We start from the raw sequence: 13,148 nt of genomic DNA on the forward strand, positions 1-13,148 counted from the left end.
CGGCCCCGCTCCGGTCCCGGTGCAACCTCGGCTCCGGTCCCGGTGCGGCCTCGGCTCCGGTCCCGGTGCGGCCCCCGCTCCGGTCGCGGTGCGGACCTGGCTCCGGTCCCTGCACGTCCCTGGCTTCGGCACCGGAGGTGCCCCGCGCGGGGCGCGCCCGTCCGTTTGCCTGCCCCGGCGACTAGCGTTCCGTATGTGCCCTACTTCGACACGGCCTCGTCCGCTCCCCTGCACCCCGTCGCCCGGCAGGCGCTCCTCGCCGCACTCGACGAGGGGTGGGCCGACCCCTCGCGCCTCTACCGGGAGGGGCGGCGGGCCCGGCTGCTGCTGGACGCCGCGCGTGAGGCGGCGGCCGAGGCCGTCGGGTGCCGCCCGGACGAGCTCGTCTTCACTCCTTCGGGGACGCGCGCGGTGCACGACGGTATCGCGGGGGCGCTCGCGGGCCGGCGGCGCGCGGGCCGCCATCTGGTCGTCTCCGCCGTGGAGCACTCCTCGGTGCTGCACGCGGCGGCCACGCACGAGGCGGACGGCGGCACGCTCACCGAGGTCCCGGTGGACCGTACGGGACGGGTCGCGCCGGGTGCGTACGCGGCGGCCCTGCGGGAGGCCCCGGACGGGGTGGCGCTGGCCTGTCTGCAGTCCGCCAACCACGAGGTCGGCACCCTGCAGCCGGTGGCCGAGGCAGCCGAGGAGTGCGCGGCGGCGGGCGTACCGCTGCTCGTGGACGCGGCGCAGTCGCTCGGCTGGGGCCCCACGGAGGGCAATTGGTCGCTCTTGACGGCAAGTGCCCACAAATGGGGCGGCCCTGCGGGGGTGGGGCTGCTCGCGGTGCGCAAGGGGGTGCGCTTCCGTACGGTCCCGCCCACGGACGAGCGCGAGTCGGGCCGCTCCCCCGGGTTCGAGAATCTCCCCGCCATCGTCGCCGCGGCCGCCTCGCTGCGGGCCGTACGGGCGGAGGCCACCGCAGAGGCCGCCGCGGAGGCGGAGCGGCTGCGCGGGCTGGTGGACCGGATCCGGGCGCGGGTGCCGGAGCTGGTCCCGGACGTCGAGGTGGTCGGCGATCCGGAGCGGCGGCTGCCGCATCTGGTGACCTTCTCCTGTCTCTATGTCGACGGAGAGGCGCTTCTCCATGAGCTGGACCGCGCGGAGTTCTCGGTCTCGTCCGGCTCCTCCTGCACCTCGTCCACGCTGACCCCGAGCCATGTGCTGCGGGCCATGGGGGTGCTGTCCGAGGGCAATGTCCGGGTCTCGCTTCCGCGCGGTACGGCCGAGGCGGAGGTGGACCGGTTCCTGGAGGTGCTGCCGGGGGTGGTGGCGCAGGTGCGGGAGCGCCTGGGTGCGCCGAAGCCTGCCCAGGCCGCCGTCGCGCCGGACCCGGACCCCGAGCCCGAGCCCGAGGTCGCGCTGGTGGTCGACTCGCTCGGCAAGCGGTGCCCGATCCCGGTGATCGAGCTGGCCAAGGTGATCGGCGAGGTGCCGGTGGGCGGTGTGGTGGTGGTGCTGTCCGACGACGAGGCGGCCCGGCTGGACATCCCGGCCTGGTGCGAGATGCGGGGCCAGACCTACGAGGGCGAGCGGACGGCCGATCGGGGCGTGGCCTACCGGGTCCGCCGCCGCGCCTAGGCCCTGGCGGGCCCGGGCCCATTGGGCACTGGCGGGCCCAGGGGACTACAGCGGAGCTGTGGGAAGCCACGGCGAAGCCGCGGGAAGCTAGGCGGGATCCAGGGGCCACGGCGGATCCGCAGAGGCCGCGGCGGGGCCCAGGGAGCACGAGAGCCCCCTGGGCGCCCAGCGGGGTTCAGGGGAGGTGGGGCGCGATCTCGCCCGCCGCCTCATGGCCGTACGCCTTGGCGAAGCGCTCCATGAAGTGGCCCCGGCGCAGCTCGTACTCCTGGGTGCCGACCGTCTCGATGACCAGCGTCGCCAGCATGCAGCCCACCTGGGCGGCGCGCTCGAGCGAGAGGTTCCAGGACAGACCGGAGAGGAAGCCCGCGCGGAAGGCGTCGCCGACGCCGGTCGGGTCGGCCTTCTGGTCCTCCTCCGGGCAGCCGACGACGACGGGCTCCTCGCCCTCGCGGTCGATGCGCACGCCCTGCGCGCCCAGCGTGGTGACCCGGGTGCCGACCTTGGAGAGGATCTGCTCCGCGGTCCAGCCGGTCTTGGTCTCGATCAGCGCGGCCTCGTACTCATTGGTGAAGAGGTACTCCGCGCCGCCGATCAGCACCCGGATGTCCTCCCCCTCCATGCGGGCGAGCTGCTGGGAGGGGTCCGCGGCGAAGGGGATGCCGCGCGAGCGGCACTCCTCGGTGTGGCGGACCATGGCCTCCGGGTCGTCCGCGCTGATCAGCACGAGGTCGAGGCCGCCGGCGCGCTCCGCGACCGGCCGCAGCTCGATCTGGCGGGCCTCGCTCATGGCACCGGTGTAGAAGGACGCGATCTGGTTGTGATCGGCGTCGGTGGTGCAGACGAAGCGAGCGGTGTGCTTGACCTCGGAGATCCGGACGGACACGGTGTCCACACCGTGCCGGTCCAGCCAGGCGCGGTAGTCGGCGAAGTCCTCGCCGGCCGCGCCGACCAGGATCGGGCTCAGGCCGAGCACGCCCATGCCGAAACAGATGTTGGGGCCGACTCCTCCACGGCGGACATCGAGGGTGTCCACCAGGAAGGAGAGGGAGACCGTATGCAGCTGATCGGCGACCAGCTGATCGGCGAAGCGGCCGGGGAAGGACATCAGATGGTCGGTGGCGATGGAGCCGGTTACGGCAATACGCACGGAGTCGCTCCTGCGGGGGCGGAGAGAGACGGACGCTTCACGCTATCTGCTCAGCCCTGTCCATACGAACGGAAGAAACTACCCAATAGTAGGGCTTTCTTCACCGACACCCGCTGAATACGGTGCGTAGACGGGGGTACGCGTCGGCGACCCCCATGGACCAGGAGGCATCATGCCCCAGCACCTCGGCCCCGCCCTTCCCGCCACCGGAGCCATCGAGCCCGAGTATCTGGAGGAGCTGCGCGGCGACGGTGCCCGGATGGCGCCGCACTGGGCGGTCACCGTATCGCCTTCCGCCAGGCATGTTTCACCGGTCGCCGCCTCCCGCATCCGGGGGATCAGCGTGCCCGCGGCATCGGCCGATCTGCTGGCCGGGATGTCGGACTACGGCGACTGAAGGAACCGGGCGCGCCTCGGCTCCGTCTCATCGGCATCTCCTCGCGAGGGATGGGACCGTAGAACGTGAGCGGAGCCAAAGGAGCGAAACGGTGAGCACCGAGGACACCGACACCCCGCAGACCCCCGACGACACTCCCCGGCCGCGCCGGCGCTCGCCGCTGGCCGTCGTTTCGGTGGCGGCCGCGGTGCTGGTCGCCGGAGGTGGCGGCGCCTACTGGGCCTCCACCGCGGCGGACGGCGGCACCCGGGGTCCGGGCGCGGCGGGCGAGGACGGAGCGCCCAAGCCCCTCGCACTGGACGCCTACGCCACCCCGGGCGGCGAGCGAGGCGGAGACAAGGGCATCGCGCCCGGTGAGCCCGATCCACACGGCGGCCGCTACGTCGTCACGGGCAAGCTGCCGGAGGGGCCGAAGGAGGCCCCGGTCTATCTGACCGACCCGAAGGTCACCAAGGCCGATGTGGCGCGGCTGGCAAAGGCGCTGGACGTCTCCGGCAGCCCCCGCGCCGACCACGGGTACTGGAAGGTCGGCGGCACCCCGGACGCGAGCGGCCCGACGCTGCGGGTGAGCCAGAACGGACCGGGTAGCTGGTCGTACTCGCGCTATGGGTCGCCGGGCGGTACGTCCTGCGTCCACCCGGACGGGAAGCCGGACGCGAAGAAGGCCGACCGGACCGACAAGGGCGATGGGGCGGACAAGCCCGACAAGAGCTGCCCATCCTACCGCGACGGCGACAAGCGCGGTGACAACGGCGCCGCCGAGGGCCGCGAGGCGGCCGTGTCCGAGGAGAAGGCCGAGCGCGCCGCCGAGCCGGTGCTCAAGGCGCTCGGGCTGTCGGACCCGAAGCTGGACGCGAGTGGCCTCTACGGCGCCGTGCGGATGGTGAACGCCGATCCGAAGGTGGCCGATCTGCCCACCTACGGCTGGGGGACCAGTCTGCAGGTCGGCGCCGACGGCCAGCTGGTCGGCGGCAGCGGCACGCTGGCCAAGCCCAAGGAGGACGACACCTATCCGGTGCTCAGCGCGGAACAGGCGCTGGAGCGGCTCAACTCGACGTCGGCCAAGGGCAATGGCCCGTCGGGCAAGGTGAGCGTACGCAAGGTGACGTTCGGCCTCGCCTCGCACATGGTGGACGGCCGGCGGGCCCTGGTGCCGTCGTGGATCTTCGAGACCAAGCCGACCGGGGCCAACCGGGTGGCGGTCACCCTGCCCTACCCCGCGGTGAAGCCGGAGTTCATCAAGAAGGCCGAGGAGCCGGGCCACTCCCCGTCGACCCGGCCGGGCAAGGGCGAGCGGACCTCCAAGCCGGATGACATCACCTCGTACAGCGTGGACGGCAAGACCCTGACGCTGCGCTTCTGGGGCGGTGTCTGCAACACCTACTCGGTCTCCGCGAAGGAGACCTCGAAGCAGGTAACGCTGGAGCTCAAGAGCAAGCCGACCCATCCGGGGCGGGCCTGCATCCTCATCGCCAAGCAGCTGGACCGGAAGGTGACGCTGAAGGAGCCGCTGGACGGCCGGAAGGTCGTGGACGGGTCCACCGGTGAGACGGTGCCGCTGCGGAAGTGAGCGGACCGCGAGACTGGCGGCAGGACATGCGGAAGGGGGCGGGCCCGGTGGGCCCGCCCCCTTCCGTTTCGCTGTTTCCCGCCGCGCCCAGGGCTCAGCTGAAGGAGTCGCCGCAGGCGCAGGAGCCCGTGGCGTTCGGGTTGTCGATGGTGAAGCCCTGCTTCTCGATGGTGTCGACGAAGTCGATCGAGGCACCGCCCAGGTACGGGGCGCTCATGCGGTCGGTCACGACCTTGACGCCGCCGAAGTCCTTGACGACGTCGCCGTCGAGCGAGCGCTCGTCGAAGAAGAGCTGGTAGCGCAGGCCGGAGCAGCCGCCGGGCTGGACGGCGACGCGCAGCGCGAGGTCGTCGCGGCCCTCCTGCTCCAGTAGGCCCTTGACCTTCGACGCGGCGGCGTCGGACAGGATGATGCCCTCGCTCGCGGTGGTCTCGTCCTGAACGGTCATCTGCTTCTCTCCCGGGTCGTACGGACTACTTGCCGTTGTGACAAACCAACGGCGTCCCGGATTCATTCCGGGCCCAGCGCTTATCTCCTGTTGCCCTTCATGCTCGCATACGGGTGGACGCTCCGGAATGCGTCACATCGACACAATACCTCTCGTCAAAGTGACGTGAAGCGACTATGATAGATAGCGTCATTCTGACGATTAGGGTTCCCAGCGAAGAAAGAAGGGTGCGTGACGTGACCACCGCCCAGCCCCTCGATGTGCAGCCGACCCCGCTCGCTCTGCTGCTTCTCGGCCGGGAGGCCGACCCCCGCAGCGAGCGCGGCGTGGAGTGCCCGGGAGACCTTCCGGCGCCCTCCGACCCGGATCTGGTGGCACGCGCCCGCGCGGCCAAGGAGAAGCTCGGGGACAAGGTCTTCGTCCTCGGTCACCACTACCAGCGCGACGAGGTCATCGAGTTCGCCGATGTCACCGGTGACTCCTTCAAGCTGGCCCGGGACGCGGCCGCGCGGCCGGACGCCGAGTACATCGTCTTCTGCGGTGTGCACTTCATGGCCGAGTCCGCCGACATCCTCACCACCGAGGCCCAGCAGGTCGTCCTCCCCGATCTGGCGGCCGGCTGCTCGATGGCCGACATGGCCACGGCCGAGCAGGTCGCCGAGTGCTGGGAGGTGCTGACCGAGGCGGGCGTCGCGGAGGCGACGGTGCCCGTCTCGTACATGAACTCCTCGGCCGACATCAAGGCGTTCACCGGCAAGCACGGCGGCACGATCTGCACCTCGTCCAATGCCGAGCGGGCCCTGGAGTGGGCGTTCCAGCAGGGCCAGAAGGTGCTGTTCCTGCCCGATCAGCATCTGGGGCGCAATACGGCGGTCCGCGACATGGGCATGTCGCTGGAGGACTGCGTCGTCTACAACCCGCACAAGCCGAACGGCGGGCTCACCCCCGAGCAACTGCGGGCCGCGACGATGATCCTGTGGCGCGGCCACTGCTCGGTGCACGGCCGCTTCTCGCTGGACTCGGTCAACGATGTGCGCGAGCGGATACCGGGTGTGAACGTGCTGGTGCACCCCGAGTGCAAGCACGAGGTCGTGGCGGCGGCCGACTACGTGGGCTCGACCGAGTACATCATCAAGGCCCTGGAGGCCGCCCCCGCCGGTTCGAAGTGGGCGATCGGCACGGAGCTGAACCTCGTACGGCGCCTGGCCAATCGTTTCGCCGACCAGGGCAAGGAGATCGTCTTCCTCGACAAGACGGTCTGCTTCTGCTCGACCATGAACCGGATCGATCTGCCGCATCTGGTCTGGGCGCTGGAGTCGCTGGTGGCCGGCAAGGTGGTCAACCGCATCCAGGTCGACCAGGAGACGGAGCACTTCGCCAAGCTGGCCCTGGAGCGGATGCTGGCGCTGCCCTAGGCAGCGTCCCGGGCTCCGCCCGCGCGGGCGCTAGGCGCCCGCGCGGACCAGCCCCGTCTCGTAGGCGATCACCACAAGCTGGGCGCGATCGCGGGCGCCCAGCTTGGCCATCGCGCGGTTGACATGCGTCTTGACCGTGAGCGGGCTGACCTCCAGCCGGGCGGCGATCTCGTCGTTGGACAGCCCGCCCCCGACCTGGACCAGGACCTCGCGCTCGCGGACGGTGAGGGCGTCCAGCCGTGAGGCGTCATAGGCGCCCTCGTCGCCGCTCCCGTCGCCCTGGGCCAGGAAACGGGCGATCAGCCCCTTGGTCGCGACCGGGGACAGCAGCGCCTCGCCCGCGGCCGCGATGCGGATCGCCGCGAGCAGTTCATCGGGTTCGGCGCCCTTGCCGAGGAAACCGCTGGCCCCCGCCCGCAGCGAGTCCACCACGTACTCGTCGACCTCGAAGGTCGTCAGCATGACCACCCGGACGTCCGATAGCTGCGGATCCTCGGTGATCATGCGGGTCGCGGCCAGCCCGTCCGTACCGGGCATCCGGATGTCCATCAGGACGACGTCGGCGCCCCGGGTACGGGCGATCTCCACCGCCTGCGCGCCGTCGGACGCCTCCCCCACCACCTCCATGTCCGCCTCGGAGTCCACCAGGACGCGGAACGCGCTGCGCAGCAGCGCCTGATCGTCCGCGAGCAGTACCTTGATCGTCATCAGTCCCCTCCCCTACGCGGCTGCAGAGGCAGTCTCACCCGCACCCGGAAACCGCCCTCGGGCAGGGGTGTCGCCTCGCAGCTTCCGCGCAGCGCGGTCACGCGCTCGCGCATGCCCAGCAGGCCGTGTCCGCCGCCGCCGGTCTCCTCCCCGGGCGCCGGGGGCTCCCCCTCCGGCCCCTCGGGCCGCGTCCCCGCCCCGTCGTCCTCGACCGTGACCTCCAGGGCGCTCCCGGCAGCGCCGCCGACACGGGCGATGCGGATCTCGGCCGTGGCCCCGGGCCCGGCGTGCTTGTGCACATTGGTCAGCGCCTCCTGGACGACCCGATAGGCCGTGAGGTCCACCGAGCCCGGCAGCGGGCCCAGCGCCTCCGGCGGCTGCGCCCGGACCCGCATCCCGGCCCGTACGAAGCCGTCCACGAGCTGGTCCAGGACGGCGAGGCCGGGTGCCGGTTCGGTGGGGGCGGCGGGGTCGCCGTACTGCCGCAGCAGGCCGACCGTGGCGCGCAGCTCCTCCAGCGCCGAGCGGCTCGCCTGCCGTACGTGGGCGAGCGCCTCCTTGGCCTGGTCCGGGCGGTTGTCCATGACATGGGAGGCGACCCCGGCCTGGACATTGACCAGCGCGATGTGATGGGCCACGACATCGTGCAGCTCACGGGCGATCCGCAGCCGCTCCTCGGCGACCCGGCGGCGCGCCTCCTCCTCACGGGTGCGCTCGGCGCGGACCGCCCGCTCCTCGATGGCGGCGACATAGGCGCGCCGGCTGCGCACCGCGTCGCCGGTGGCCGCGGCCAGCCCGGCCCAGGCGAACAGGCCCCAGTTCTCCTGCGAGTACCAGGGGTTGAGCGAGAAGAGCATCCCGGCCCCGGTGAGCAGCACGGCCGTGGCGGCGCCGAGCCGCCAGGTGGTGGGGCGGTCGGTGCGGGTCGCGGCGGTGTAGAGCGCCACCACGACCCCGAACACGATCGAGGTGCGCGGCGGGCCCTCGTCATTGGTGACGATCTCGACGAGGGTGAGGGCGACGGTGAAGGCGAGCACCCCGCGGGGCAGATCGCGGCGGAACACCAGCGAGGCGGCGGCGAGGACGGCCAGCAGCACGAAGAAGGGGCCCAGCGGCTGGTGGCGCATGCGCGGACCGGCCACGGCGCCGATCAGGATCAGCGCGAGGACCCCGATCGCCACCAGGGTGTCCAGGGCTCGGGGGTGGGCACACAGCCAGCGGTGCGGACGGGCCAGACCCGGCCCGACGGCGAGGGGAGTCACGGAATCCAACGGTAAGGGCCGCCGCGGGGCGCCCGGCTTGACGGGCGGCCCGTACCCGGCCGGTGAAGGGAGGCACGACCTGTGCTGGAGTGTGGTCCGGGGGGTGCGCCGCACTAGCCCGGAATGAGGCCGTCGTCCTTGAGCATCGCCTTGACTTCCTCGAGGGTCGCGCCGGCCGCGGGGAGGATCAGCTCGGACGGCTGGAGGGCGTCGTCGGGCAGGGGCTCACCGGCCGAGCGCACCGCGTCCAGCAGCGCGCCCAGGGTCTTCCGGAAGCCCTCGTGATCGCCGCCCTCGATCTCGGCGAGCAGCTCGCCGTCCAGCCTGTTCAGTCCGGGCAGATGGCTTTCGGCCACCCGCACCTGGCCCTCCCCCATGATCCGTACGATCATGACGACCTCCTTGGAGACCTCGCCCAGGCGGGGCGCGGGCTACTGCTTGTCGAACTTGTGCGGGGTCTGGGACTGCTGGGCCTCGTCCGTCTTGCCGCCCTCGATCGCCTGCTGCGGGCTGCCCCCGGCCAGCTCGGCCTTCATCCGCTGCAGCTCCAGCTCCACGTCCGTACCGCCGGAGATCCGGTCGAGCTCGGCCGCGATGTCGTCCTTGGTGGCCATGCCGGACTGGTCGTCCAGGGCGCCGGAGGCCAGCAGCTCGTCGATCGCGCCCGCGCGGGCCTGCAGCTGCGCCGTCTTGTCCTCGGCACGCTGGATCGCCATGCCGACGTCGCCCATCTCCTCGGAGATGCCGGAGAACGCCTCACCGATACGGGTCTGCGCCTGGGCCGCGGTGTAGGTGGCCTTGATGGTCTCCTTACGCGTGCGGAAGGCGTCGACCTTGGCCTGCAGCCGCTGGGCGGCCAGGGTCAGCTTCTCCTCCTCGCCCTGCAGCGTCTGGTGCTGGGTCTCCAGGTCGGTGACCTGCTGCTGCAGCGCGGCGCGGCGGGAGAGCGCCTCGCGGGCCAGGTCCTCCCGGCCGAGCGCGAGCGCCTTGCGCCCCTGGTCCTCCAGCTTGGTGGACTGCCCCTGCAACTGGTTGAGCTGCAGCTCAAGACGCTTGCGCGAGGTCGCCACGTCGGCAACGCCACGCCGCACCTTCTGGAGCAGCTCAAGCTGTTTCTGGTACGAGTAGTCAAGGGTCTCGCGCGGGTCCTCGGCCCGGTCCAGGGCCTTGTTGGCCTTCGCGCGGAAGATCATCCCCATACGCTTCATGACACCGCTCATGGGCCTCGCGCGCCCCCTTCTGACGGACGTGTGACTCCGGCACTCCAACAGACCCAGCCTACGGGGCCCGCTTCCATTACCGCACTGTTCCAGCCCGCTCGCGCTCCTCCTGCAGGACGATCAGAGCGCGGGAGCCTCCGGCGCAAGGAGGAGTGTGTCCCCTGTGTCCCGATACGGCGGGACTCCGTTGCCTGATCGTTCCCCCTGAGGCTGGGGCGCACACTCCGCAACCCGTACCCTTGGGCCTTGTGTTCCGAAGCCGTTCCAAGGATGAGCAGGCCGCAACCACCAAGGTGACCGCGGACCAGCCGCAGCAGACCCGTGACCCGCAGGCGCCCAAGGGCCGCCCCACTCCCAAGCGGAGCGAGGCCCAGTCGCAGCGCCGCAGCCTGGCGAAGACGCCGGCCAACCGTAAGGACGCCAGCAAGCGTGCCCGCGAGGCCCGCCGCGCCGACCTGGCCAAGCAGCGCGAGGCGCTGGCCGGGGGCGACGAGCGGTATCTGCCGCCCCGCGACAAGGGTCCGGTGCGGCGCTTCGCCCGCGACTTCGTGGACTCGCGGTTCTCCGTCGCCGAGTACTTCCTGCCGCTCGCGGTGGTCATCCTGATCCTGAGCATGATCCAGGCCGGGGCCATGCAGAGCTATGTGCTGCTGCTGTGGATGGTGGTCATCGTCCTGATCGTGATCAACTCCATCTTCTTCGGCTTCCAGCTCAAGCGGCAGCTCCGCCAGCGCTTCCCCGACGAGAATCTGCGCGGCGCGGTGGCGTACGCCCTGATGCGTACCCTCCAGATGCGCCGACTGCGGCTGCCCAAGCCGCAGGTCAAGCGCGGAGAGCGACCCTGAGCGGCAGACCCTCCGGCTTCACCGGCGGGGCGCCCGGCTGGCTGAGCCACCTCGGGGGCCTGCGGAACACCGTCCGGCAGGCGCTGGTCGCCCGCCAGCTCGATGAGCAGATCACCGCCCGCTTCCCGGTGGGACAGCGGCTGCGGGTGCTCGACGTGGGCGTCGGCCAGGGCACCCAGGCCCTGCGGCTGGCCCGCGCGGGCCATGAGGTCACCGGGCTGGAGTCCGACCCCACCATGCTGGAGACGGCCCGCACCGCGCTCGCCGACGAGCCCGAGGGCATCCGAAGACGCGTACGGCTCCTCGAGGGCGACGGCCGGGAGACCGGGGCACACTTCCTGCCGGGCACCTTCGACGTGGTGCTGTGCCACGGGGTGCTGATGTATCTGCCCGAACCGGATCCGCTGCTCGCCGGGCTGGCCCGGGTGCTGGCCCCCGGCGGTCTGCTCTCCCTGCTGGTGCGCAACGGTGACGCGCTGGCGATGCGGCCGGGGCTGGCCGGGGACTGGGACACGGCGCTGACCGCCTTCGACTCCCCCTCGTACACCAACCGGATCGGGCTGCCGGTGCGCGCGGACCGGCGCGAGGAGCTGACCGAGACCCTGACCGCGATCGGCGCGCCGCTGCGCACCTGGTACGGCGTGCGGGTCTTCACCGACCTCGCCCCGGACGACGCCGAGCCGCCCGGCTCCCCGGAGTGGGAGCGGCTGCTGGCCGCCGAGGAGCGGGCCGGCCGCACCGATCCGTACCGCGCGGTGGCGGCGCTGCTGCATCTGTGCGGGGTACGCGGCTGATCCGGCGACGGGGTGGCGGTGGGCACCGCCACCCCGCGCGGGTCCTGCCCGGCGCGCCCGACTGCGCTTGGGCGCGCCTGCCCTACTCGGTGCCTTTGCCTACTCCGCGCGTTTGCCCATTCGGTGCGCTTGTCCGTCAGGCGCGCTTGTCCGTCAGGCGTTTTGTCTACTCGCCGTGCAGGCTCATCGGGCCGTAGATCTTCGTGCCGTCCTCGAAGAGCGTCACCTGTTCCGCGCCTCCTTCGAGGAGCGCCCGCCACTCCTCACCGATCCACGACTCCGCGTCCCCCTGGGTCGGGAACTCCTCCGGCTGCACCGCGGGCTTCGTCTCCGCCCCGTCGGACTTCTCGAACCGCCATGTCCACGCCATTCCAGCCTCCTCCATCCCGCCGGCCCACAGGTGATACCCGCCGGTCCACAGGTGATGTCTGCCCGCAGCCTAGGTGACTGATCACTCCGTACGGGGTGGCCCCGCGCGACCCGTGGGATCGGACGCGAGACGATCGGGGCGTGGAACTCACTCTTCTGGGCACCGGAGCCCCCGACGGGCTGCCGCGCCACGGCTGCCCCTGCGCCTCCTGTGCCGCCGCCGTCGGCGAGGAGGCGCGGGCCGCCACCTCGCTGCTGATCGACGGCGCGCTGCTGATCGACCTCACCCCGGGGGCCGCCTTCGCCGCCGCGCGGGCCGGCCACTCGCTGGCCGGCGTCCGGCAGGTGCTGCTCTCCCATCCGCACGCGGGCCCGGCCGTCGAGTTCCCGGCCGGACTGCCGGCGCCGGGGCGGGTGCCGGACGGCCGCACACTGCCCCTGATCAGCGGCCACCGGGTGCGGGCGGTCGCGCTGGACTCCCCCGGTACCGGCTACGAGGTCACCGGCCCCGACGGCACCCGGCTGCTGTACCTCCCGCCGGGCGCCGCCGCCGCGGGCCTCGCCGATCCGGCCGAGCCGTACGACATGGTGCTGCTCGACGTGCTGGGCCGCCCCGACGCCCTGGCCGCCCTGCGCGCCTCGGGCGCCGTGGGCGCCACCACCGACGTCCTGGCCGTCCATCTCGACCACACCACCCCGCCCGGCCGGGAGCTGCACCGCCGTCTGGCCACGGCGGGCGCGCGGGCGGTGCCGGACGGGCGGACGCTGATCGTCGGCGAGTACTCCGCGGTGCCGGATCTGCCGCGCCGCACGCTGGTGCTGGGCGGCGCCCGGTCCGGTAAGTCCCTGGAGGCGGAACGGCGGCTGGCCGCCTTCCCCGACGTCCTGTACGTCGCCACGGGCGGCACCCGCGAAGCCGACCCCGAATGGGCCGCCCGCGTCGCCGCCCACCGCGAGCGCCGCCCCGGTTCCTGGCGCACCGCCGAGACCTGCGATCTGACACCGCTGCTCGCCGAGGACGGCCCACCGCTGCTCATCGACTGCCTGGCGCTGTGGCTCACCGACGCGATGGACTCCGTGAACGCCTGGGACGACGAGAAGTGGGCGAACGGCGGTGAACGCGCCCTCCGCGAGCGGGTGTCCGCCCTCGTCGCCGGGGTCCGCGCCACCAGCCGTACGGTGGTCGCGGTGAGCAACGAGGTCGGCTCCGGCGTCGTCCCCGCGACCGCCTCCGGCCGCCGCTTCCGCGATGAACTGGGCCGGTTGAACGCGATGTTCGCCGAGGAGTGCGAGCAGGTGCTGCTGGTGGTGGCCGGGCAGGCCCTCCCCCTCCGGGGCTGAGCGCGG

At 72.3% G+C, this 13,148-nt stretch carries 14 protein-coding genes; 7 read left to right on the forward strand and 7 right to left on the reverse strand.

Annotation, left to right across the window (positions count from 1 at the left end):
- Positions 1 to 195 precede the first annotated feature (195 nt).
- Entirely contained in the window at positions 196 to 1,623 is a 1,428-nt protein-coding gene (locus CGL27_RS14850; RefSeq protein ID WP_119987249.1) for a cysteine desulfurase/sulfurtransferase TusA family protein, read from the forward strand.
- A gap of 175 nt (positions 1,624 to 1,798) precedes the next feature.
- On the opposite strand, the gene CGL27_RS14855 is transcribed toward CGL27_RS14850, so the two are convergent.
- The gene (locus CGL27_RS14855; RefSeq protein ID WP_119987252.1) at positions 1,799 to 2,773 is read right to left on the reverse strand and encodes a carbohydrate kinase family protein; all 975 of its coding nucleotides are present in this window, start codon (positions 2,771 to 2,773) and stop codon (positions 1,799 to 1,801) included.
- 172 nt (positions 2,774 to 2,945) lie between these two features.
- Here CGL27_RS14855 and CGL27_RS14860 point away from each other — a divergent pair, with 172 nt between their 5' ends.
- Positions 2,946 to 3,170 (forward strand): hypothetical protein, encoded by a 225-nt coding sequence (locus tag CGL27_RS14860; RefSeq protein WP_119987255.1) that lies wholly within the window; start codon positions 2,946 to 2,948, stop codon positions 3,168 to 3,170.
- A 91-nt stretch (positions 3,171 to 3,261) separates the two neighbouring features.
- Positions 3,262 to 4,740 (forward strand): hypothetical protein, encoded by a 1,479-nt coding sequence (locus CGL27_RS14865; RefSeq protein ID WP_119987258.1) that lies wholly within the window; start codon positions 3,262 to 3,264, stop codon positions 4,738 to 4,740.
- 94 nt (positions 4,741 to 4,834) lie between these two features.
- On the opposite strand, the gene CGL27_RS14870 is transcribed toward CGL27_RS14865, so the two are convergent.
- A complete protein-coding gene (locus tag CGL27_RS14870; protein ID WP_044576747.1) occupies positions 4,835 to 5,188 on the reverse strand; it encodes an iron-sulfur cluster assembly accessory protein in 354 nt (117 codons plus the stop codon).
- Between the two features lie 236 nt (positions 5,189 to 5,424).
- Between CGL27_RS14870 and nadA the strand changes: the two genes are divergently transcribed.
- Positions 5,425 to 6,603, forward strand: a complete 1,179-nt coding sequence (gene nadA, locus CGL27_RS14875) for a quinolinate synthase NadA (protein ID WP_078647356.1) — start codon at positions 5,425 to 5,427, stop codon at positions 6,601 to 6,603.
- 30 nt (positions 6,604 to 6,633) lie between these two features.
- Here the strand turns inward: nadA and CGL27_RS14880 are convergent, their stop codons facing one another.
- From CGL27_RS14880 to CGL27_RS14895, 4 genes are all read right to left on the reverse strand, one after another.
- Positions 6,634 to 7,311, reverse strand: coding sequence for a response regulator transcription factor (locus CGL27_RS14880; RefSeq protein ID WP_078640986.1), 678 nt, complete (start codon positions 7,309 to 7,311; stop codon positions 6,634 to 6,636).
- Positions 7,311 to 8,582 (reverse strand): histidine kinase, encoded by a 1,272-nt coding sequence (locus CGL27_RS14885; protein ID WP_119987261.1) that lies wholly within the window; start codon positions 8,580 to 8,582, stop codon positions 7,311 to 7,313. The genes CGL27_RS14880 and CGL27_RS14885 overlap by 1 nt, the downstream gene beginning before the upstream one ends.
- 104 nt (positions 8,583 to 8,686) lie before the next feature.
- The gene (locus CGL27_RS14890) at positions 8,687 to 8,965 is read right to left on the reverse strand and encodes a hypothetical protein (RefSeq protein WP_119987264.1); all 279 of its coding nucleotides are present in this window, start codon (positions 8,963 to 8,965) and stop codon (positions 8,687 to 8,689) included.
- Between the two features lie 39 nt (positions 8,966 to 9,004).
- Positions 9,005 to 9,781, reverse strand: a complete 777-nt coding sequence (locus tag CGL27_RS14895) for a PspA/IM30 family protein (protein ID WP_119987267.1) — start codon at positions 9,779 to 9,781, stop codon at positions 9,005 to 9,007.
- A gap of 260 nt (positions 9,782 to 10,041) precedes the next feature.
- Between CGL27_RS14895 and CGL27_RS14900 the strand changes: the two genes are divergently transcribed.
- Positions 10,042 to 10,638 (forward strand): DUF3043 domain-containing protein, encoded by a 597-nt coding sequence (locus CGL27_RS14900; RefSeq protein WP_107439335.1) that lies wholly within the window; start codon positions 10,042 to 10,044, stop codon positions 10,636 to 10,638.
- Positions 10,639 to 10,679: 41 nt separating this feature from the next.
- Entirely contained in the window at positions 10,680 to 11,432 is a 753-nt protein-coding gene (locus tag CGL27_RS14905; protein WP_119994390.1) for a methyltransferase domain-containing protein, read from the forward strand.
- 166 nt (positions 11,433 to 11,598) lie between these two features.
- Here CGL27_RS14905 and CGL27_RS14910 read toward each other — a convergent pair whose 3' ends face one another.
- A complete protein-coding gene (locus tag CGL27_RS14910) occupies positions 11,599 to 11,802 on the reverse strand; it encodes a hypothetical protein (protein WP_014060091.1) in 204 nt (67 codons plus the stop codon).
- Between the two features lie 140 nt (positions 11,803 to 11,942).
- Between CGL27_RS14910 and CGL27_RS14915 the strand changes: the two genes are divergently transcribed.
- Entirely contained in the window at positions 11,943 to 13,142 is a 1,200-nt protein-coding gene (locus CGL27_RS14915) for a bifunctional adenosylcobinamide kinase/adenosylcobinamide-phosphate guanylyltransferase (RefSeq protein ID WP_119987270.1), read from the forward strand.
- Positions 13,143 to 13,148: the final 6 nt, after the last annotated feature.

Source organism: Streptomyces sp. 11-1-2, from assembly GCF_003595545.1.
GTDB lineage: Bacteria > Actinomycetota > Actinomycetes > Streptomycetales > Streptomycetaceae > Streptomyces > Streptomyces hygroscopicus_B.

What these genes read in the sequence shown, in the direction of transcription:
- CGL27_RS14860 (WP_119987255.1), top strand. Translation starts at nt 2,946, where the DNA reads ATGCCCCAGCACCTCGGCCCCGCCCTTCCCGCCACCGGAGCCATCGAG.
- CGL27_RS14880 (WP_078640986.1), bottom strand. Translation starts at nt 7,311, where the DNA reads ATGACGATCAAGGTACTGCTCGCGGACGATCAGGCGCTGCTGCGCAGC.
- CGL27_RS14870 (WP_044576747.1), bottom strand. Translation starts at nt 5,188, where the DNA reads ATGACCGTTCAGGACGAGACCACCGCGAGCGAGGGCATCATCCTGTCC.
- CGL27_RS14895 (WP_119987267.1), bottom strand. Translation starts at nt 9,781, where the DNA reads ATGAAGCGTATGGGGATGATCTTCCGCGCGAAGGCCAACAAGGCCCTG.
- CGL27_RS14910 (WP_014060091.1), bottom strand. Translation starts at nt 11,802, where the DNA reads ATGGCGTGGACATGGCGGTTCGAGAAGTCCGACGGGGCGGAGACGAAG.
- CGL27_RS14890 (WP_119987264.1), bottom strand. Translation starts at nt 8,965, where the DNA reads ATGATCGTACGGATCATGGGGGAGGGCCAGGTGCGGGTGGCCGAAAGC.